At 38.1% G+C, this 22060-nt stretch carries 14 protein-coding genes; all 14 read right to left on the minus strand.

Features of this window, described 5'->3' with window-relative positions; genetic code table 11:
• Positions 1-29: 29 nt before the first annotated feature.
• The 14 genes from MST17_RS12200 to MST17_RS12265 all read right to left on the minus strand — a co-directional run bounded on the left by MST17_RS12200 (position 30) and on the right by MST17_RS12265 (position 22045).
• Positions 30-1463, minus strand: a complete 1434-nt coding sequence (locus tag MST17_RS12200; protein ID WP_180026588.1) for a hypothetical protein — start codon at positions 1461-1463, stop codon at positions 30-32.
• A gap of 78 nt (positions 1464-1541) precedes the next feature.
• Positions 1542-5267 (minus strand): tubulin-like doman-containing protein, encoded by a 3726-nt coding sequence (locus MST17_RS12205; protein ID WP_180026587.1) that lies wholly within the window; start codon positions 5265-5267, stop codon positions 1542-1544.
• Between the two features lie 33 nt (positions 5268-5300).
• Entirely contained in the window at positions 5301-5711 is a 411-nt protein-coding gene (locus MST17_RS12210; RefSeq protein WP_180026586.1) for a hypothetical protein, read from the minus strand.
• A 39-nt stretch (positions 5712-5750) separates the two neighbouring features.
• Positions 5751-7214: a hypothetical protein gene (locus tag MST17_RS12215; RefSeq protein WP_180026585.1), complete on the minus strand. Its 1464-nt coding sequence runs from the start codon at positions 7212-7214 to the stop codon at positions 5751-5753.
• Positions 7211-8701, minus strand: coding sequence for a hypothetical protein (locus MST17_RS12220; protein WP_180026584.1), 1491 nt, complete (start codon positions 8699-8701; stop codon positions 7211-7213). Before MST17_RS12220 ends, MST17_RS12215 begins: the two co-directional genes overlap by 4 nt.
• A gap of 309 nt (positions 8702-9010) precedes the next feature.
• On the minus strand, positions 9011-9217 hold the full coding sequence (locus tag MST17_RS12225) for a hypothetical protein (protein ID WP_257224012.1): 207 nt from the start codon (positions 9215-9217) through the stop codon (positions 9011-9013).
• 100 nt (positions 9218-9317) lie between these two features.
• Positions 9318-10610, minus strand: a complete 1293-nt coding sequence (locus MST17_RS12230; protein WP_180026583.1) for an McrC family protein — start codon at positions 10608-10610, stop codon at positions 9318-9320.
• A gap of 12 nt (positions 10611-10622) precedes the next feature.
• Entirely contained in the window at positions 10623-13370 is a 2748-nt protein-coding gene (locus MST17_RS12235; protein WP_306669798.1) for an McrB family protein, read from the minus strand.
• A gap of 63 nt (positions 13371-13433) precedes the next feature.
• Positions 13434-14909 (minus strand): restriction endonuclease subunit S, encoded by a 1476-nt coding sequence (locus MST17_RS12240; RefSeq protein ID WP_180026582.1) that lies wholly within the window; start codon positions 14907-14909, stop codon positions 13434-13436.
• Positions 14906-16477: a type I restriction-modification system subunit M gene (locus MST17_RS12245; protein WP_180026581.1), complete on the minus strand. Its 1572-nt coding sequence runs from the start codon at positions 16475-16477 to the stop codon at positions 14906-14908. The genes MST17_RS12240 and MST17_RS12245 overlap by 4 nt, the downstream gene beginning before the upstream one ends.
• A gap of 53 nt (positions 16478-16530) precedes the next feature.
• Complete coding sequence (gene hsdR, locus MST17_RS12250; protein WP_180026580.1) at positions 16531-20022, minus strand: type I restriction-modification system endonuclease; 3492 nt, start codon at positions 20020-20022, stop codon at positions 16531-16533.
• 133 nt (positions 20023-20155) lie between these two features.
• Positions 20156-21163 carry an HNH endonuclease domain-containing protein gene (locus tag MST17_RS12255; protein ID WP_180026579.1) on the minus strand — a complete coding sequence of 336 codons (1008 nt, stop codon included), beginning with the start codon at positions 21161-21163 and terminating at the stop codon, positions 20156-20158.
• Complete coding sequence (locus MST17_RS12260; protein WP_180026578.1) at positions 21156-21740, minus strand: bifunctional 2-polyprenyl-6-hydroxyphenol methylase/3-demethylubiquinol 3-O-methyltransferase UbiG; 585 nt, start codon at positions 21738-21740, stop codon at positions 21156-21158. The genes MST17_RS12255 and MST17_RS12260 overlap by 8 nt, the downstream gene beginning before the upstream one ends.
• 74 nt (positions 21741-21814) lie before the next feature.
• Positions 21815-22045, minus strand: coding sequence for an AlpA family transcriptional regulator (locus MST17_RS12265; RefSeq protein WP_180026577.1), 231 nt, complete (start codon positions 22043-22045; stop codon positions 21815-21817).
• Positions 22046-22060: the final 15 nt, after the last annotated feature.

Consider the following 22060-nt stretch of genomic DNA (forward strand, 5'->3'; position numbering starts at 1 on the left):
TTTATTACCCCTCTTCACATTTCAAATGATTATTGAATTACCATATCGTCAAAGGCCGCTGACTCACCTGCTTCAGCCTGACGTAAAATACGTTTTGCTTGACCATTACTCGGGGAAGCAGACAATACTTCTCGAGCCAAAGATTTAGCCAAACCGTAGTTATTCGCATTTAATGCACGCTCTGCACGACTGAGCTGAGAATCAAAACGTGCTTCATTTTGACGCCGTGCCGCTTCTTCAGCTTTTTGACGCTCTTTTTCTAAAGCTTGTTGACGTTCTCTTTGTGCTTGTTCAACTTGTCGTTGAGCCTGTTCTGCTTGACGTTGTAGTTCTACTCGTTCACGTTCTGCTTGTGCTAAACGCTGTGCTTGCTCAACCTGATGATTGGTATTTTGTTGAGGTATGTTTTGAATAGCATCTTGTACAGCCTCACTTTCTAATGGAACTTCCTCTACTTCTTGTTCTTGCTGAAGATTATATTCTTCAATCATCGATTCAATTTGTGGCAGTAACTCTACGCCCCCCACAAGTTCTGAATCAAGCTCTAATGCAGCAAGCAATGTCTGATGTGCTTGCTCCAAGTTCCCAGCTTGTAAATATTCTTTCGCTAAAGTGAGCTTTTCTTTTGCAGAAGTTGCTTGTGCTTCAGCCGATACAACCAATTGAACAAAACTTGCATTGGTTTTACATTCTGCCTGGTTGAGTTTGATGATACTCAACGCACGCATTGGCATCTTTTCGCTCAATAAACTACTAACTTCTGCATTTACATTTTCACATGAATCTACCAAAGGCTCTTCATCTACAGAAATCGCTTGATCTGTATCCTTATTACCACTAAACATAATGACAATACCAATAAAAAATACGGCAAAAGAAATCGCGATATATTTAAAAATAGAGTTTTTGGGCTGTGGTGAATCTAAAGGTGTTTGCTGATTCATGCTTTTTGATGGTAAAGGACTTTCAACACTTGCCACAGATGACGTCTGTTCAAAATACTCATCTGGTTCATTGTCTTGAATTAATAAATCTTTTTGAGACTTTAGTTTATATTGTTCTGAGCTTAAAAATTCATTTGGGATTCTTGCTAAATGTTTTAAACGGACAAAAACACCTTCTTCCTTTTTAAAAGCATATCGATCATAAGTCCGCATTAACTCAAGAGATGCACCTACGACAATGATCCCGACTAATTCTTTACCCTTTTTCGTAATATGTTTGACCACAACCGATGTATCAGCAGCCTCATTATTTTGAGCTTCACTTAGTGTTTCACTAACCGTCGATTCTGGTAAGTCACTGACTATTTCTTGTGGAATAGTCGATGTTTCTTCTGGCTCTACAGGCAGAGTTTGAGCTTGAACGCTTTGTGCAACACTACAAAAAGGACAAAACTTTACTTTGAGCTGTAGCTCCTGCTTACATCCAATACAAGCTGTATATTCTTGCTGCTTAACCATTTCATTTAACCTATTACTTCTTTTTGTGTTGAGCATGAGCAGTATTGCCCTCCTTCGAGAACAATACTACGATGGGCATTATTGTAAAATTGGCGGCATGCCTGGAATTGGTGGTGGCACAGGCATTGCAAGCTCAGGGCATTGGGCAATTGCGATCCAATTAGCTAAACCTTCACGCCATACCATCGTTGCAGTGTTAATTTGTTGCTGCTGCAACATTTCAACCACTTTAGAATGTGAGTATGGTCCAAAGTTTTGCCCATTAATCGCTATATGATATTGATACTGAGGGTGCTGCAGAATGGGTGGTGGCATCGCGCCTGGAGGTGGCGGTGGAGTCATGCCAGGCATTGCAAAAGTCTCTATTGGCGAAACTACTTCTGCCACACTTTTTTTCACAAGAAGTTGTTCATGTGTTTGTAAGATACTTGGTGACATATTCATCACCCATTTCAGACGTCGACCTTTATTTGGCTCACGAATTTCATCCTGATATGCATCCTCGTCCGAATCTTTGAGCACTTCAGCCCATTTTTCCATTTCTTCGCGATATTCAGTTAACTCGTATGCACGATCAATAAGGTCCTGAGGAATTTCCTTACGTTGAGCAAGTTCAAGTAGCTCTCGCTTCAATTCTTTTGCAATTGCACATGCAAAACCGACATGTTCAACTTGTGCACCCGTTTCATTTTGAACAAGACGTGGGGTATAGACTTCACGCTCATAATGATCAACCAATGCAATTAACATGGTTAAATTCGCATCACTGAGTGACTTAAATTTGTGTTGAACTTGATCATAAATATTATCGCGATAGGTCTGAGGCAAACCATTTAAACGGAAGCCACGCTCATTTCCTAAACGACGTACATCACCACGTGCAACCGCAAATTCATATTGACCACTTGGTATCAAGCCTGGAACATCACAACGTTTTAAGACGCCCAACATCACTGCTTTCAAGTAACACTTAAAGTCATCCGCTAAATTATTTAATTCATCAGGTGTAGGCGCATATGGATGTTTAAAGCGTGTTGAATCGATATGTGTATGTAATGGTGTTCTTTCACTCTCTTTACGATAGCTCGTACGCCACGTCTCAATACCACGTAAAATGGTCAGTGGAATACCTGAAAGCTCTACATAACACACTGCACGACCAGGTTCACCTGTTTCCACAATCGACAATGCTTGTGCATTTAAGCCTAGACCGCTCGGAATAGCTCCCGTCAATTCATGTTTATATTTTTTACTGAATTGATCTGCACCATTTACACCAATAAAACATTTGAAACGGTCTGGTGGTGGTGTGAAATCACCTCCCATTTTAGCGTCGACCCAAGGCATGGCACGCTGTAGCCACTCGGTAAAGACATTTTGACGCTCCACTACACTCATATTTTCAAGTGCTTTGTAAAGTGGATCTTCCTCTTGATCATTCTGTTCAAAAGCAACCAAACGGCGTTCTGCCATACGAATGATTTTGATCAATAATGGTGTTTGCTGATCTGGATCAACAAGAACTTTAAAGAGCTCTTTTGAACCGCCGAAGTCTTTAAATGCTTCTGCTGCCCATTCACAGAGTAAACGAGGATCAATATTCCGTTCTTTTACATCTTCAGTTTCGATAATTTGCAAAGTGGCGTGCTTGGTACGAATTTGTTGATGAATTACTTCACGATCATGATCAAGACGGTTCATCATATCGATAACTGACTCTTGACCATTTTGTAGATCACCCATCACCCCATTCCAAATAGTGCGACCGCTTTCATCTACCCCTAAACTGTTACCTAACCAGCTTGAGATATCTTGCATCAGCTCAATCGCTTCTAAAGCAGCTTTGGCACGTAGATGGAAGGAAAGTACATTAGCAATATCTTTACGTAAATTATCTAATACTGAACGCGCTTGTTCTTCTTTATTGCCACCACTAAAGATACTCAGTAGACCTCTACCTTTGGTCTCTTCCAAATCTTTTAGTTGCTTTTCATACTCATAGGTCAACAAAGCGTCTTTAATTGCAGTATAACGATTTGCTGAATTTTTCAGTTGTAATGCAATCCCAGAGTTCGCATTTTCAATACGATCTTTAATTTGCTCAACTAAAGAAATCACATATTCAAAACCGCCTTGCTCATGATTATCTAAATACAGATATAAACGACTTTCGATATCTTTCTTGAGACTTTCAAAGAGTGCTTTACGACGGCGCATGACACGATCTTCAGCAGTATCTGCCATCGCATCTGGATTACGAATCACATCACGCATTAAACCTTGCATCGCTTTCCGGACTTCATTTGCCCACTGATCACGATCAATATTACTGATTTCACTAATGCGTTGACTGACACGCTGACGGGTTTCTTCAGCAATATCCACTTCCACGCCGTTCTGTCCTGAACGAAGTAAAGTATCTACAACTTCTAAATCCATGAATTCTGTATTGAGTTCACGAATTTCTGGATTTTTCAGTGTTGTAGCAGAAAATTCAGGAAGATTGTTGAATGGCACTAGACTAAGATTCATGTTCTCAGCCATGAATGTATCACGCTTTTTTTCACTCGCACGGTTTGCAGCAGGATTGGCACTTGCGACACCGAAGAATGCTTTCAGCATATCGGAAGCCAAACTATAGGCATACTCATCATAGCGCGCTCGACCAAGCGTATCTAAAGTTGCTTGCCCAAATGCTGAATAAGCACATGAATAGTTTAGTTTCATGTCACCGAAACGACCTGTCGGTACAGGTGGCGCAAACATATGAATTTTATGCTGCCGTTGGTTGACTGCAACTGAACGTTTACGATTGGCGAAGTCAGCAGAACGGTAGTCCTCAAATAATGTGTCCGCAATCATCGAATACACATCATTCATATTGTCTGTATGTTGACGAGCTAAGTTACCGGAATCAATCAGATGCACTTCATCATAAGGCTTAGAGGCAAGCTGAGGACGATCATAATCATCCCATTTTTCCACATACTTCGAATGACCCACCATCGCAGATTCAACTTCCATCAATGCCGCATAAGCATTGGCTTCAGTACGTGCCTTGTTTGCACTTGAATAGCCTGTAGGCAAAAATAGCATCAATTCAACATCAGCTGCTTCAACTTCATTACTTGCCACCCACTTAGATAACCAGCCCATATCCAAGAATGAACCTGAGCCTGTACCACCAGCAACAGAACCTAATACCACGATACGGAATTTACTGGTATCGAGTTGAAGATTGAGCTTACGCAGTATGTCATCACGAGACAGGCCTGCTTTTAAAGTATTTAACTTTGATCGAATTTTATCACGTGTTTTTGGATATTTATCAAAGAAATATAGACGTGAAACAGAACGAATCTGACCTGCACCTTTGGCAGGATCAATCCCTAATTCACGAATTTTTTTAGGAGTTAACGGCAACCAATTTTGAATATGCGGATAACGACTTAATGATGCATCATCACGGCTATATTTTTCGATATCAAAAGATTCAACAATCTTTTCATCATCGGTAAATTTCACCAAGTTGTATTGCAAATCTTCAGTTTGTGCACGACCACTATCAATAATTGCACCTTGATCTAAGTCAAAGTGCATGAATTGCGCGATGGGGAATTGTGATAAGTTTTCTAAGCGAACATTATCACTGCCCCAACTTGCATTGAGAATACGACGACGCACACGCATCATCACTTCCATACCTGTACCACCCACACCAATGTAAAGGGTTGGTCGGAGTTTTACCGTCTGCTCTGCAGATTTGGTAGCCGTGTTTGTATTGACACTTTGTGCGTCTGTCATATTGATCTCTCTAATTCTTTTTAATGTTATTAATTAAGCACGGCTTGTTGTAAAGGTCAGTACACCACTCACCAAAGCAACCACACCTAATGGCCCTAAAATTAATAAAGATAAAAATTTAACAGGATTCACCGCTGCTAAAACTGCACCAATTGCTACTGCAGAAAGAAATATAAATAACCACCATCCAGCCATGCTCGCTTTACTTGGCGAAATACGTTTTTTCACCAAACTATTGCTGAAACCACGTTTTGCAAAAAAGAATGCAATCAAAAGTACTGCGATAATTGCACCAGCAATCATCAAATCACGAGAGCCAGTTTCTTCTTGTACAGTAGGTACATTCACTTCTTGTACAGTCTGCGCAACACCACTTGCTTCATTTTGTGTTTGCTCATCTGCTGTAGGTAATACAAAACCGTTATTTGTATTTGACTCTGACATATATCCCCCTGGATGTTTTTAAAGATCTGTCTTTAATATTTAACGAAGTGTCACACTAAATTCTTTATCTATAACTTGAACAGATGCATCTGAAATGCCTCGTTTTACAATCGCGATTTCCTGTCCTGAATCACCATAAACACTTATCTTAGAAAACGGTTTTAATTGGATGGTTTGTTTCTTCAAGCCATTGACCCAGACATCATATTTTTTACGTTTTGACCCCAGTGCTAACGCGAAAAGAACCATAGCAATTGACAATAAAATCCCAGTGATTATGACCACAACAGGCCATAATGGATATTGCAAGCGGAATTGCACAGGGATCGTTGCCGTTGAAGACTGAATACTTTGAGGTGCTACAAATACATCCGACAACGGATCGCCAGGAAATAAGTTCTGCAAATTCTGTTTAAAATCTTCAGATAGACTGAGCTTCTGCTCGTACAAAGTCACATCAATATTTGCAGGAATTGTAACTGCCTTACCCATTGCCTTAAAAACTTCCCAAGACCATGGAGAAACAATTAAATGTGATGGAATAGGCACTTGAAACTCAAGCTTAGTATTGTCTTTAGTCATCAAACGAATATCCGTTTCAGAAATCTGAATCGGTGCCTGCATACCATTAGCTAATCTCAACTTCGCTTCAACACGTGTTGCAGCAATGTTGTACGGATAAAATTTATTTTTTAGATCTGCGGTCAGCTTTAATTCAGGAATGATATCTTTAGGTTCTAAATTAAACACTAATGTTTTTTGGTCAGATGCTAAAGATGCATGAATCGTAGATGAGTTTTTCACTCCTGTCGGAATGAGCTGGACTGGCTCTTTATCTAAGGGCTTCAATAATGCTGGTTGCTGCGTGAAAACTTTTTCCATTTGCCCAGACTGAACTAAATGATTTAACTCGGCCTCAGCTTGTTCTCCATAGGCTAATACATAGACCATTAATCCAGATGCATTAAAATGCTGCCCTTGCACAGGCATTTTTAGTGGGTATGCCATTACTTTATTAATAGCTGGATCTAAATGCACTAACTCATAAAATTCTTTATTACGTTCAGCAGTTGCTTCATCATTATTTGGACTATTTTTGTTGTTTGTAAAAATCCAAATTATGCCTGACTTCTTAGCAAATGGTCCTGTAATAGTTGCTATGACAGCTTCCTTAAAATCTGTGTCTGCATATGCTTTTTCAGATTTTTTCGCAATGCTCTGTTGGCTCAACTGCTGACTAACATTTTGTTTCCCTGCTCCTTGGTAAATCACTAAAGGTGATTTAGACAATGGATTACTTTGGTTAAACATTACCACTGCAACAGTGTCATTTGGTTGAGTTACGGTTTGAACCACTGCATTGACCAGTGGTTTTAATTGTGAGTTTTGATCTTGATAAAAAGGTTCCATCCAACCTGAGTTTTGTACCAAGAATGCATGCTGTCCTGCATAGCCAAAAGATGCTGAAAGGCTTAATAAGCTCATCAATGCCAATTTTTTCATACAGCAAGCTCCCACCCTAAGATGTCAGTTAAGCTTGAGTTATAGAAATACAAAACATTCTGATGAATAAAGAATCTTGACTGTAGTGGCTTTTCTACTTGAACACGATGGAAATCAATGAGTCCATCATGTGTATCTATAAATAATTTAATGTCTTGCTTTGTATCATCTGCAAGTTTTTGCTCAATACCTACATTGGTCTCTGTATCAAAGCTAAACCCAAAAATTAACTGCTTTTTCTCATCTTCAATCATTGGAACTGTAAAACGATGGGTGGATTCAACTGCGCTTGTTTCTTTCCAAATATCTTGCTTGATTTCCAATTTACCATCTAGGGCAAACTTTGATAAACCTGTGGTAAAACGAAATGATGGCGATTTTTCAAGTGATTTATCAAACTGGTCTTCAGAATCTAGTTCGATATAGCACAATGGACCTTTTTCATTATTTTGAGTTGTACCAAATTGATAGAAACTGCCTTTTTGATTATCATAAGGTGCACCAAAACGGAAGTCAGGTGTATAACTCGGCACCCATATTTTATAGATAGCATTAAGTACTTCATCATCAGAACTTTTATATTTTACAATCAACTGACCTGATGTGCCGACCCAAATAATACGGCTAGTGTCATAAACCACTTTTTCAAAGTACATTTCAGAGATCGTATGATCCAACATGATTGATGCTTGATTGCTTACATTAAAAAGCTTGACCTGATCAGCAATCAAAATCGGTATTAATATCGTTTTATTCCAATAAACAGGTGTACCCAAACATAAACTATTGGATGGCGTAACATACTCAGCTCGGTAGCTTAATGACAAACCATCAATGATGACGCGTGCTAAACCTGCTTTGGTTGGAATGTATAAAGTCTGAACACCTGCTTCATTCACCACCCCTAAGAGCTGTAAGTACTCTTCTAGTTGTTCCGGGCAACCTTCTAAACGGTGTGCTACAGCTTTTAACTCCAACCACTCCTGATTATTCTGACTCCAAATCAAAAGATTGCCATTGATTTTATTGTATGCCACAAGTTGAGGAATCTCAGTACTAGCTTTGATAGAAACAAATTCAAAAATACCTCTTGGTGGCATTTTTATTTTCTGTTCCGCATCAGCATCAATCTGTGGCTCATTCTTTAATTTTTTAAGTTGATGACTTAACTGTAATCCATGGCTATCCATGCTTTGACGATTATCATCATAATGTCGTCCCTGCCCATAAGGAGGAAGCCAATATGCTTCGGAATCAACCTGCTTTTTTTCTAAAGGGGTACCTGTTTCAGGATCGTATAAGAACTCAGGTGGATACACTTTTCCAGCCAAAGTTGGTAAGTTCAACAACTGCTGAACAAAGTGAGGGTTCACATGATTTTCAACATTTAAATTTGGCGTACTTTTTAAAATATAACCGACTTGATCATCTTGAACCCAAATTCCGGATGCCAAATTCCAAACTGCTTTATCATGATTATGAACCAAGACACACCCCTTATTTTGAGTTTCTTTTGCTACATTCTAGACATTTTTTTTTACTTTCAAACCATTTATTTAATTTTTTTTCAATAAAATTATATATTTAATTTAATCTTAACAATAATTAAATATTTTCTAACAAATTTTAACAAATAATTATTTCTTATCTAATTGTCCTATTTGCGATTTAGTCGAAATGATCTTAATTTTAGGGTGGTGGTGGTGGCAATTTAACTCATCCAAAATCTCTAATGAAATCTAGTGATTAAAAAAAATGAAGATCTAAATTTTTACCCAAAGTTACCCTAATTTCCTTTAAACTTGACTCAATAACAGACCTGTCATCAAGACCCGATCAAAGCTATACACATACGCAAAAGGACTTTCTACACTATGTCCAACTAACTGCAAATTATGATCGGATTGGTCAGTTCTAAGTACAGCATCTGCTGAACAAATCGGATAAATCCCTCTAAACTGAGTTAGACGTGTTAAGTGATTACGCTCTCTATCACGATACATCTCAAAATCAGCATGATCCACTTTATGCCAAACGATAAATCCGTAAATTGGGACCGATCTAGCTAAAAAGTAGATTTTAGTCCCAAATATGGGACTAACCTCACATGATAAAAGACTTATTAATTTTGAAGCTTTTGGGATCATCTACATTAAAAGGAACGACACGTAGTTTTGCACTAGTGGTTAGCCTAAACTCAAAGTCATCTAAGGAGTGCGTAAATTTGTCCTTCCGATATGGATAGACAAGTACAACATCACTGTCATGTTTGAGGTAATAATGGCTATAGGCAAACATTTGCTGAATATCACTATCTTTCAAACCATAACGCCCAGCTCGATCATTTTGATCAATCAACTTCCATTTAGTATCCATCACAATTGGCTTGGCATCTGGACACTCAATAAAAATATCAGGCTTAAGCTTAAAAATATTGCGCTGTTGATGCTGACAAATATGCTCCGTCGCATGTTGTGTCTTCACCGTATATTCAGGTAAGTTACGGCGCAAATGATAAGCTACAAAGTTCTCAAATAGCTTCTCCATCGGGAAGAGTAAACTCATGCCACGCCATTCCCCTTGAGTAGATACAGGCATGTATTCACCCAAAATTAACTCCGTCCAAGGTTTAATCTCAGCATACAAAGCGAGTAGCCGCCCTGACTGCCATTGCCTAAAGTCCTGCTGAATGTTTAGGCTTCGCGGCATTTCGCTGGTCATCAAACGTAGCTCTTGAGCAAGCTTCCAGTTATTGGCATCTTTGGTCTTTTTACACACCATTTCTAAGGCTGTACGAATCAGACGATTTTCAGGTCGATTCACCTCATACACATCATGCTCAATCGGAAAGATATGTTTCTTTGTCGGTGGTTGGCGCATGTATTTCACATGCTGTAATTGCCCACGTAAAAACTTTTGTTCCTCTTGTACACGGTTATAATCAAAACGTAAACCCCGTTGCACTAAACGTTCAAATGATGCAAGGAACTGTGTCATGATCCATTCATGCAAAGGCTGTTTGAAACGGTTTAAATTGGCACTCCCTGCCTCTCTATAAGGTAAATGCAACGAAACACTGAGCATTTTTTGCAGGAGCTTACGCTCTTGACCAATAACCTCCTGATCACTTTCGCCGTTGAGCTCTACATGCTTCGGAAGAATTTCAATCCGTGTACCGCATGGGGTTTCTATCACCCCAACATATTGATCTAGCTTAAGCTTTCTATGTCCTGCTAATTCAAATACTTTTGCACCGTGCTTAGAAAATGAAGCAGAGAATTCACACAGATACATAAATGCTTTTTCGGGAATATAAGCATGGTTTAAACTAGAATCAGGACAACCTTTATAAACTTCGCTAATAAAGGCGTATTCTCGGACGGTAAAATCAGGCATATATATCCCCGATCAATGACGAATAATTTTGGTAAAGGTTTCAATAGAATCAAAAGCGCTCTCTAAAATTGTCCAAGTTTTCCGCTCTTCAAATAAGTCTTCGGATTCGGTTTTAATGTCTGGAAATAACTCCGAACGTACCACAGTTTTAGGCATGAACATTCCATTAGCATTTAAAACCATATTGATTTTCGCCCAATCATCAAAAAAGTATTCTTGCAGTTGAGGAATGATTTTTTGTTTAAAAATGGCAGCTAAATGCTTAAGAGTACGATCTTTCTTTAAGCTCATAAAGTTAGCATGACCAACACAATGATCACGATTTAACAGTACTTCAATACGTTGATTGATGACCCTTAATAGCTCACCAATATTTAGCCCTTCCACCACAATGTCATTCAATAGCTCTGGTTTTGGTGGCATTTCAATAAAGGTAAAGCGACGGCGCAACGCAACATCCAAGCCTGTTAAAGAACGGTCTGATGAGTTCATTGTGCCAATGATGTAGACATTACTTGGGACAGAAAATTCTTCTTTTGAATATGGCAACGTTACAGATAATTGTTCTTCAGCACCTTGGCGTTTTGAGTCTTCAATTAACGTGATTAACTCGCCAAAGATACGTGAAATGTTGCCACGGTTAATTTCATCAATAATCAAGACATAAGGTTTCTGACCTATATCCTGGCTTTTGTCATCTGAAAATTGAATTTTGTTAGAAAGCAAACTTACAATTGGTTTGATGTAACTAGGCATCCCATAATTTCCTAGTTCAATACCATGTAATAGTTTTCTAATTGTATCTAAGCTTAAGCTATAAGTACCTTTATTTACCGATTCCAATAAAAAACATTTAAGGGTTTTTCCACCTTCATATGTGATTTCATACGTTAAGCCTGTTTTTGTTTTTAACTTTAATGGCTGTTCGGCTACTTGTTTGCAAAAATCATGCATCACCTCTTCAACATTTGAATGAGGTAAATTTTGATTAAATGCATTATCACAAATCTCTTTAAATACTCCAGCTTTTACATCATAACTTAACTGCCCTTCTTCATTTGTTTCAGCACGTATCCCTTCCACAAAATCTTCATAACTAAAGCTTTGATGAAAAGTAACAAACTTAATTTGACCTTGCTCTTTATATTGATCAAAACGTGCTTTTAGCGCCGTGCGACCTTCTTGTTCTAAAACCTCAAGCGGCTTATTTTCAATAATGGATAATGCATGGTTAATGCTGTGGAAAGTTTTCCCTGTACCTGCAGCACCAAATAAAATACGGTTTAAAGGTTGTTGAGTCATGACTTCTTCCACTGATTCTGTAGTTTGTTGTTTCTTTTGTTTATTATCCAAATAACCCTTTCTGACCATTGCAAAAAGTTTTTCCACATATGGGAAAAATGCTTGTGTACCTTGGCCTGCCAACAAGATTGGTAAAAACTCTGGTAATGGTTTCTTTGCGTATTCTGCATATCCAATACGCTTGATATTCGTTTCAGTCACAATAGGAATAATCAAAGGGTTGCTGAAATCCTGATATAAGAAAGCAATCATCCATTTCAGTCCCTTAGGGAAAGAAATTTGATCAATAGCATTTAAATCACGGTGTTGTGAAGCATCTACAATATCGAGTATTTCTTGTTTGAGTGTTTCAAATGCTAACTCGGCATTACTCCCTAATCGTTTATGCCATGAATATGGTTTCTCATTATGATATTTCTCATCCTTACCTAAATTAACAGGCTCCCACATATCAAAATAATTAGCAAAAGTAGGCTCACCTTGAGTAGGGTCAAAACTATCAATCTGTGCAATAAAAGAATTTATATTTTTTGCTTGATGGTAATCCTCGATACTAAGCTGTGCTAATCGCTCAGCAGGCCAACTCATTAAAAATGTTTTAACTTTATGTTCAAGCGCCGAGGACTGATCATCACTTTGTTCGTACCAATCACAAAACTTCTCTAAATCTTTAAAGGTATTGAGGCCAATATAAAAAGCTTTATGCCCTGTATATAAGCTTGGCGCATTGTTTTCTAGTCCAGAATGCCTTCCTTCATATTCTAAGTATTTTGCAATTTCACCATTTTTCTTTTTCAAAAAATCAAAAGCAAATTGATGATTATCTTCAGGATTTATGCCAATAAAAATTGATGGATTTTGTACCTCAAGATTTAACGCACACTCTCTACCTTGAGCATTTCTAAAGCCTACAACTTTTTTATTATCTTTTTCTGTTTCAATAACTTGATAACGTTTATTTAAGTATTGATGGGCTTCTTCTGTCGTGAACTGAAAATCGTCATCGTAGTCTGATGGTAACAATGCTTGCCCGTTTAGATTAAATTTAAATTCTATTGCATATTTTTTTATCTGTTTTAACCAATCTTTGAAATCTTCAATCTGATCTTTCACAGGCTCAAATCCTTGTGAAATTTGTGTATCCTGCTTTTTTATGAACATGTATAGATTTTTAATAACACCATATTCAATATAATAATGCCCATCTTCATCACAATTTTCATTGAGCGAACAAACTAAGGTAAATTCTTTAACTCTAACGTTACTTTCAGGTTTAATGCCAACACCTAAATAACCAAACTTAGATGATCCCGCATGATAAATATCCGCATTGGGAAAAATTTCCTGAATCGCTGCAATTGAAGCCCAATAGTTACCTTCCGTGGTTTCATCTAATTGTTCTAAATATTTATTTAACTTTGGTGTATCAAATCTTTTTTTTAACAGTTCAAGTTCCATGTTCATTCTCTAGTTCGTATATACGACAAAAAACGTGCCCACCCATGAGCACGTTTTAATTTTTTAAGCTTCTTTCTTCACCCGCGTTTTTTTCACAGGCTTACTCACTTCCCGTTCTGCCTGAATTTTAGCAAACAAGCTTTCCGCACTGTTTACCCCAGTGATAAGGTCTTGATGCTGTTCACGCCATTCGGCAGTCAGTTCACCGCTAAAGGATTTGGCTAAAATAGATTGCGTGAGTAAATTCACACGTTTTTGGGCTGCTTCAACTAAATTTTCAATATTGTCAGCTAAACGGTGATTATGATTAATACATCTAACTATTTCTAACTGTTCTTCTTGGGGGGGTACAGGAACAGTAATGTGAATTAACCTTGTTAAACCTAAATCCTGATTACCAACCCCATGTGTATACAACTGCGATTGTTCATAACAATGAGGTGAATTAAGGGCATGTTGTAAATACTTACCATCTATTAATTTAATGATTTTTAAAACAGCTACATGAACCCAAACATTAAAGTCCTTGTTTTCTTTGTTTAAATGGGCAATACCTGTAGTTCCACCTTTTGTATATAGTAAATCACCAAATTCAGGCTTGCATCTTTTTGATAGCTCCTCATGTAACTCTTCGGAGATATACTTACAATTTGAAAAATCAATTTTATTTGCTCGTATATTACCGCCTGAAATAAATGGAATTCCTGTATCAGAATATTTGGGGCTGAAATGTGGTCCATCTTTTACAGACCAACAAAGTTGTCCCAAATTCGACCATGACCAAGTTTGTGGTATTTCAAAGCAATATTCTTCATTTACGCTATTAGGTTTTTTATATTTTCCTTTAAGTGAATAAGTTTCTTTATTAGCAAGCCATGTATCTTGGTGTTCTTTTTCTAAACATGTTTTATCAATATAAGAAGACTTATTCTGCTTCCTCCACTCCTCAGTCAACTTCCCACTCACAGCATCTGACAAAACTGACTGACGGATTTTTTTAAGAATGGCAGGAATGGCATCTAAACGGGCTTTAATTTGCTCCACTTGCGCAAGCATCACATCAAGCTGACGAACGATTTCTTGTTGTTCGGCTAAAGGTGGAAATATAAATGGAAATTTTGTTAAATCATCTTTATTGAACCCATTTTGAGCTGATCTAGATAACAACATCAAAGGATTTTGAAAATAGTCTGATCTTAAAAAATACTTCAAAAAAGCTTTTTCGATACCTGATGGAGTAATGACCTTAGCTAATGCAACGTTATATGCCCCTTCCATACCTGAACATATACGACCTAAGGAAGCTCCATATCTAGCAATTAAAATATCTTCCTTTTGACAAATTTTTAACTTTTTTGTGATGGGAATATAGGTAGGTACAGGTTTCGAACCAAAATCTCTAATTTGTAATAACCTAATATATCCAACACTAGGTTGATCTATAAATTCCGACTTTGGAGGTTGAGTACCACCCTGTACATCCAACAAATCCGTAAAAGGAACTAAAAACCACTCAACAGGCAAATTATCTAAACTCATGCCTGTTCCTCATTACCCAAACATAAAGCATCCGCAAGTAATTGCTTTTGTGTATTGGCTTCATCTGTTTGACCTAATGCCTTCATCAAAGCATCTAATTCAACCAAAGCTTGTGTTAGTTCAGACATGGCTTCACTTGCCAACACATGCGGTTCAGGCAAATTCGCAGCATCTACCGCATCATTGTCCTTTAACCATGAAATATCTAAAGAATCACCCTTCTGCTCTTTAATCCATTCACGGCTAAACTTACGCCAACGGCTGTTCTCTAAAGTTTGCTCTTGGCTTTCTTCTGTCAGTGACCATTCACCCTCTGTACGTGGTGAAAGACCTTTCGCATTTGCGCCGTAAACCGCTTCAAAGCCTTTTAAATGGCTTTCGGTAAATGGCGTACGTTTACCAAAACTTGGCATGTTGGTCCGTAAGTCATAAACCCACACATCTTGAGTACAGCCCTGCTTTTGCATCGGATCCGCTTCTGTCCCTTTAGTAAAGAACAGCACATTGGTTTTTACACCAGCTGCGTAAAAAATACCTGTCGGCAAACGCAAGATTGTGTGTACATTGCATTTATTAATCAGGTCTTGACGAATCGCGGTACCTTGCCCAGCTTCAAATAGTACGTTATCGGGTAATACAACTGCTGCTCGACCACCTGGTTTTAGGTTTAAATAAATATGCTGTAAAAATGCCAATTGCTTATTTGATGTATCAAAAGGCAAATCTTGTCGTGTAATACTTGCTTCACCACCTTTCGATGTACCAAATGGAGGATTGGCTAAAATTACATCTGAAACAGGTAAATCAAAGCCAGTAGAACCCAATGAGTTACCTAATTTAATTGCACCCTGTTCTCCACCTATATCGTGCAGTAAGCAGTTCATCTGCGCCAAACGACGCGTATTCGGCACCAGTTCTACACCCACAAAAGCACGAGTTTCTTGAAATTTCTTTTGATCTAAATTTAAATCAAACAAATCATCTGTTTCAGACTTAATAAATGCATCAGCAGCAATCAAGAAACCTGCTGTACCACAAGCTGGATCTTGAATCACCTCACCCGCTTTCGGTTGCATACAGCGAACAATCGAATTAATTAGAGGACGCGGCGTAAAATACTGCCCTGCACCTGACTTAGTTTCAGTCGCATTTTTTTCTAATAGACCTTCGTACAAATCACCCAAACCATCAGCTTTGATGCTAAACCAATCTAACTTATCAAACTCTTTAATGAGCTGAGCCAAATGACGTGGCTCACGTAAACGCGTCTGTGCATTGTTATAAATAGATGCAATCAACTCATGCTGACTTTGTGAAAGCTCAAGTAACATCTCTTTATAAAACACGAGTAAATCATTTGCCTGATTCACGCGCTTACGCAATTCCGCCCAACGATATTCATCTGGATAAATGTTTGCCAGCGTTGAATCTTGATGATCAAGTTCATCAACCATTTTGACAAATAGCAGCATGACCAGCTCTGAAACATAATCACTGTAATTGATGCCGTCGTCTTTTAAGACATCACATAGGTTCCAAAGTTTTTGAACAATATCATTTTGCGTCATGCTTACTACTGCTTCTATAAAAAGTTAAATTTAGGCTTCAGGCATTGTAGGGTTTAAGAGGCTTTCCAGAAACTATCCACAATGTATTTGGATATTTTTTCAGCATCATCATCCAGTACCTTATTCAGCATCTCGATCCCGCCTTGTGATGAGAAACGCTCACGTATACTGTCTTTATCAACCACTAACTCAGTAGCAATAAATTGAGCCAAGCGACGTAACCATTTTTCCTGTTCAGGATTCCATGCTTTGAGTTTAAGTATTTTTCTCAGACCAACTTCCACACGCTGCTCAAACGGCATAAGGTCTTCACCAATCGCTGAACGGCGGATCAAGGCAATAATCTGCGCAGCATATGAATGATTTGTCTCATTATTACCAAGCTCTTTACTTAATTTAGCACGGGTAAATCCAGCTTGTGTAAGCGTTGCTTCAACTTGCTTTAATTCATCACGAGTCAAATCAGATGGGCGTGTCACTACAGCTTTCATTGCAGCATTATTATTGACAGATTGATTCACAAAACTTTGGAATTGCTGCAAATAATCCTCTAAAGGTTTGTAGTTAGGGTCTTGACCTGCATAGATCATGCTATCTTTCTCAAAAGAGATGATCTGCATTTCTGCTAATCTAAACTCTTCACGAACATTCTCTAAAATACCATTTAAAGTTTTGCCATGTTCTTTTAACCATGTCGCTGCCTTTTCTACACCCATTTTGTGCAGCTCTTTTGGTAAATCTTTAGATTCCCACTTCCATAACTGCTGAACTTGTTCCAAGCTGTCTTTGAGATTCGTTAGGCGCGGATCATTTTTATATTTTTCAGCTTTAACCAAAACACGCATAGCCTTCTGACAAATTTGATCTAACATCACATCTGCTTGGCTACGCTGATTTAAAGTATCAGCAATGACTGTTGATGCAGCTTTACGTGTAGTGTCATCTTCAAATTCTTTAAATAACTCTGCCAATGTAATATTCGGGTTCACCGATATCATTTTCATGCTATTTACATTATCTAGGTCTTTAAATACATCTACTGCATCATAAACACGGAAATGCGTCTTACCAATCTTGTCAGCTCGACGTGTTCCTCGCCCTAACATCTGCTCAAACAATACGCGCGAACGGACTTTACGTAAAAAGATTAAATTGCAGATATTAGGTACATCAATCCCTGTTGTTAATAAATCAACGGTAATTGCAATATTTGGGAAATCCTGTTTTTTGTAAGATTCAAGCACTTCCTTGACCGCAGGTGTTTTCCCTGTAATCTTACGCACCATTTTTTCATCATACTTCTCGTATTTTTCCGCATAATATTGATCGAGCAATTTTTTTACTTTATCTGCATGTGTATCAGTCACACAGAAAATTAAAGTCTTCTCAACACTAAATGGATTAATATCTTTTACTATCTGCTGACAAATCACTTCATTAAAGCTATCTAGCAATAAACTTCTATTGAAATCCGCCACATCAAAAGACAAGTCATCCGGCAAGGTATACAACTCTTCTTTCTTCGTGACTGTTTTATAAATTTGGACTGAGGATCCTTTCGTATAATTTAGACCCAATGTGCCCAATGCTGTTTTATATACAATCGGCGTATCGTAGTTGACTAAATAACCATCTGCAACTGCTTGTGTATAGGTATAATTAAAAATAGGTTCTTTAAAGATATCGACAGTGTGCAATGCTGGTGTTGCAGTTAAAGCCACTAAATGTGCATCGAAATAATCAAGTACTCGACGATATGTCGACAAATATTTTTCTTGATCCCATACAGCTTCTTCACCTTCAGTCATTTCACGGTCTAAGGTATAGCCACGATGTGCTTCGTCCACAATAATGCAATCAAAAGCATCTATCGGTACATATTCATCTGCATTAAAAATTCGATGAACAAGGCTCTGTACAGTCGCAACCTGAATAGTCACTGAATCATGCAAGTTTAATTCAGCGGAATTTTTTGTATCGCTAAAACTTGAAAACAGGGTGATACTTCCATGAATCACTTCAGTTGTAAAAGCCTCTGTGGCTTGCTCCGCAAGTGAATTACGATCCACTAAAAACAGAATACTTTTGAAACGCCCAGATGTGATTAAGCGGTACATCAAGCCCGTGGCTAAACGTGTTTTGCCTGTCCCAGTTGCCATTGCGACAAGATGCTTACGAATGCCTTTTGCAATATTATTTTCAACCGCTTTGATTGCATCGCACTGATAAGGTCGATCATTAAACGGTAAAATTGCAGTATTTTTGAGATTTTCATCAGCTTGCTCTTCTGGGAAACGCATCCAGTGAATTAACGTTTCCGCACGATGAAAACCTTGTAAAGCACGTCGTAAATTACGGCCACGCCTAACGTCTCTAAACCAAATTCCAGTCTGTTCAAATAATCGTTTATTGGTTGCGCGCCCATTGCACGAATAAACAAATGGAATATGGTAGCTTAGGCCATTTATCATCCATGGTCCAAAATGCTCTGCTTTTTGATCTAACTCCTTCAAATCCTGTGTATCAAAGGCTTGTGCATAAAACTCTGCTTGTTCAATTGCACCATATGGATTGATATTGCGACGTTTTGCTTCAACTACAGCCACAGGAGTCAGACCTTGAAACAACACATAATCTGCCTGACCTTTTTTTCCATTTAACTCTAGAGGATATTCAGCAATCGCCATATTTCGCCCAAGCAGTGGGCGTGTACCTTTGCTATATCTATAATTTTCAGTATCCGCGATCCAACCAGCATCTTGAAGCTGCTGATCAATCAATTTACGAGTTTGTGCTTCAGTAAGGTCGAAAGATTGGCTCGCAATTTTTGCTGCTTGTACCAATGCAGGTTGACCCGACACTCCAATCACTGTTGGATTTTGATCAAATTTAACCTGTAATACTTTCACTTGCTGCTCTAAATCAGCAATGATAGAAGCTGAACGTTGTTGCTCAGTTTGAGTTAAAGACAATAATTGCTGATTTGCTTTTGTAAGCTCCTCAACTTTTGCTTTGTATTCCTGATAAATTGAAGCATTATTTTTGGTTGTTTTTAGCTGTTCATTTAAAGCAAAGACTTCTGCTTTTAACGCCTCAACATGTAGTGATGGATCCTGTGGTGCTTGATATTTAGGAAAATCTTTTTCAACTTTCTTGAGCGTTCTATATAACCACTTAGCAACCTCATAACTTAGCATTAAAGCGTCTAAGGCATCTTTATGGCATGCAGTGACTTCATGTGCCCCTGTATTGCCTAACTTGCGTATGCGATGGAAAGCTGAACGAACATCTTGATCCAACTTTAACTTTTCTGAAACTTGATTAATAATTTCAAAATTATTCCAGTTGGGTTCAATCACAAGTTGTGAATTAATCGCCAATTGACGCATTAAGTTTTCGCCAAACTGGCGCACCTTCACCAAAGTTGCATTTGGATCGGCATAATAATATTGCTCTGCAAGGGTCAACACATCAAATAGTAACGGGCTAATTTCTTTTAAAAAAAGAAACTGGCTAAAAGATTGCTCTAAATTTCCCTGTTGCATATACCCTCTTTATCAAAAGCTAATTTATTATTAATTAGAATGAATACTATCCTAATCTTATGTTTTGATTCATTAAAATTGCCAACTATTGTTTAATTTTAAATCAATTTAAGACTTAAGTTGCTACTCTTGCTCAGAAAGGCCAGAAGGAATATCCATTTTCACGTCCCTGAGCATATGCCCACTCCGCAACCTTATGCGACCGTTCTATATCTGTTAGAAATCCCAATACAGAAATTCGATCCACAATAATCAAATCCTGTTCTTCATTCCGTTCTTTCCACTTACGCAAAAACTCATCTGAAGCCAACAAATTACTTTTCTTAGAATTACAGCTTGAATCCGCCAAGACAAAATTATGCCCCGTGTCCGATGGATACATTGACCAAGGAATGAAATGATCAACTGCATAATTACCTTTTTTCATTGGCTTATTACAGTAGAAGCATTTACAGTCCTGTAGCTCGACCAACACATTCGCAACTGCATTCAACTGGTTTCGGCTCGGTTCAAACATGAATTGTTCAAGGTTCGGTAATTGATTCAAAATTTGTGCATTACTGCTGTTCTTTCGGATGTAATCAATCCACCGTTTCTGACAAAGCTCTTCAATAATCTCGCTAAATTGGCGTAAGCAATACATCACTTGGGGTAAAAGAATGAGTTTCTTTCCGCACTGATTAAGCTGAAATATAAACTCAAAATTTTGACCATTGATGTTTTGCAGATAACGGACAGGCATTTCTCTCACAGTGCGAGCCACATCTTTAACTAACTTCAGCCACACCAATGAATCTCGTCTTAATAATCCAAGAGATGAGTAGCTTTGCCTTAAGGCAATAATGCGATTCAATATGGCTGCTTGCTTGCCATTGTTTTGATTTAGGATCAGCTGACCTTCATCATTAAACACATACGGTACAGCCTGCTTCCAATACAACTCGATAAACTTTTCAGCAATATCTGTATATTCAAGGACTAAGCTTTCACCTGTATCCTCACCTTTCTCAATCGCCAATCGACTAAGACTAATCAGTAACGCAAATTTATAAGTACTGCTAAAACTGCCAGATTGTAAAATTAGCTGGATATTTTTAAGAAATTTCAATTGCGCTTGCGCCGTAGGAATAAAATCAGGCATGTTTTTTCCATAGTACATTCAACCATTCTTCATCACGATCTGGACGTTTATCTATCGTAATCCATTGTTGTAACAGTAAAGCTTGATCGATCTGCTTAAGTAGTTCCTGCGCTTGCTGCTCATTTAGATCAGTAAAGCTACGCCCGTCTTTCTCACGGTCTGTCTTGCCATATTTAAAAGACATGTAACACACACCATTTGGCTTTAGTGCTTTGAATATGTGCCCCATCACTTCAGGCAAAAAATCTCTGTCACAGTGTAAAAGAGAAGCACAAGCCCAAATACCATCGTACTTCTCACTCTCATTTAATTCATAAAAACTTTGTTGACGTACTTCAATGCCGGTCAGCTCCTTGGCCTTTTTAACCAGCTCGGCAGAATAATCTATTGCTTCAACTTGATAGCCTTTATCTTTAAAAGCCAGAGTATCTCGTCCTGAACCACAGCCAACGTCAAGAATCCGAGCACCTTCAGGCAACTCAGCTAAAAATGGCTGATATAGGCTTTCCATATCCACGTCAAACGTTAAAGCTATAAATTCTTCTGCATGCTTATTATAGTAGTCTATTGTTTTCATTACGGACACTTAGGCTAAAAGACATTTTTCAGTCTACAAGAAAACAAAAAAATAAGGGAGCATCAGCTCCCCAATTATTCACGGCTTGCCAACTTATTTTCAATCCACTGATGGATCTCTAAAGCTGACCAACCGATTCGGTTTTGGGTAATCTTTACTTTCTTTGGAAAAGTTGGATCATAATAGGGGGAGTTTTCATCCATCATTTCATAGATAGTAGAACGGCCCACACCAACGAATTCTACAACCTGCTTAATGCTAATCAGCTGCTGCATCTGAAATGTCTGACCTGTAAATGCATTCATGTTTATTTCCTCATC

This window comes from Acinetobacter sp. YH16056_T (genome assembly GCF_024605895.1).
Lineage (GTDB): Bacteria > Pseudomonadota > Gammaproteobacteria > Pseudomonadales > Moraxellaceae > Acinetobacter > Acinetobacter amyesii.

What these genes read in the sequence shown, in the direction of transcription:
- MST17_RS12225 (WP_257224012.1), bottom strand. Translation starts at nt 9,217, where the DNA reads ATGTATCGTGATAGAGAGCGTAATCACTTAACACGTCTAACTCAGTTT.
- MST17_RS12255 (WP_180026579.1), bottom strand. Translation starts at nt 21,163, where the DNA reads ATGCCTGATTTTATTCCTACGGCGCAAGCGCAATTGAAATTTCTTAAA.
- MST17_RS12245 (WP_180026581.1), bottom strand. Translation starts at nt 16,477, where the DNA reads ATGACGCAAAATGATATTGTTCAAAAACTTTGGAACCTATGTGATGTC.
- hsdR (WP_180026580.1), bottom strand. Translation starts at nt 20,022, where the DNA reads ATGCAACAGGGAAATTTAGAGCAATCTTTTAGCCAGTTTCTTTTTTTA.
- MST17_RS12235 (WP_306669798.1), bottom strand. Translation starts at nt 13,370, where the DNA reads ATGGAACTTGAACTGTTAAAAAAAAGATTTGATACACCAAAGTTAAAT.
- MST17_RS12265 (WP_180026577.1), bottom strand. Translation starts at nt 22,045, where the DNA reads ATGAATGCATTTACAGGTCAGACATTTCAGATGCAGCAGCTGATTAGC.
- MST17_RS12200 (WP_180026588.1), bottom strand. Translation starts at nt 1,463, where the DNA reads ATGGTTAAGCAGCAAGAATATACAGCTTGTATTGGATGTAAGCAGGAG.
- MST17_RS12215 (WP_180026585.1), bottom strand. Translation starts at nt 7,214, where the DNA reads ATGAAAAAATTGGCATTGATGAGCTTATTAAGCCTTTCAGCATCTTTT.
- MST17_RS12205 (WP_180026587.1), bottom strand. Translation starts at nt 5,267, where the DNA reads ATGACAGACGCACAAAGTGTCAATACAAACACGGCTACCAAATCTGCA.
- MST17_RS12210 (WP_180026586.1), bottom strand. Translation starts at nt 5,711, where the DNA reads ATGTCAGAGTCAAATACAAATAACGGTTTTGTATTACCTACAGCAGAT.
- MST17_RS12260 (WP_180026578.1), bottom strand. Translation starts at nt 21,740, where the DNA reads ATGAAAACAATAGACTACTATAATAAGCATGCAGAAGAATTTATAGCT.
- MST17_RS12230 (WP_180026583.1), bottom strand. Translation starts at nt 10,610, where the DNA reads ATGCCTGATTTTACCGTCCGAGAATACGCCTTTATTAGCGAAGTTTAT.
- MST17_RS12240 (WP_180026582.1), bottom strand. Translation starts at nt 14,909, where the DNA reads ATGAGTTTAGATAATTTGCCTGTTGAGTGGTTTTTAGTTCCTTTTACG.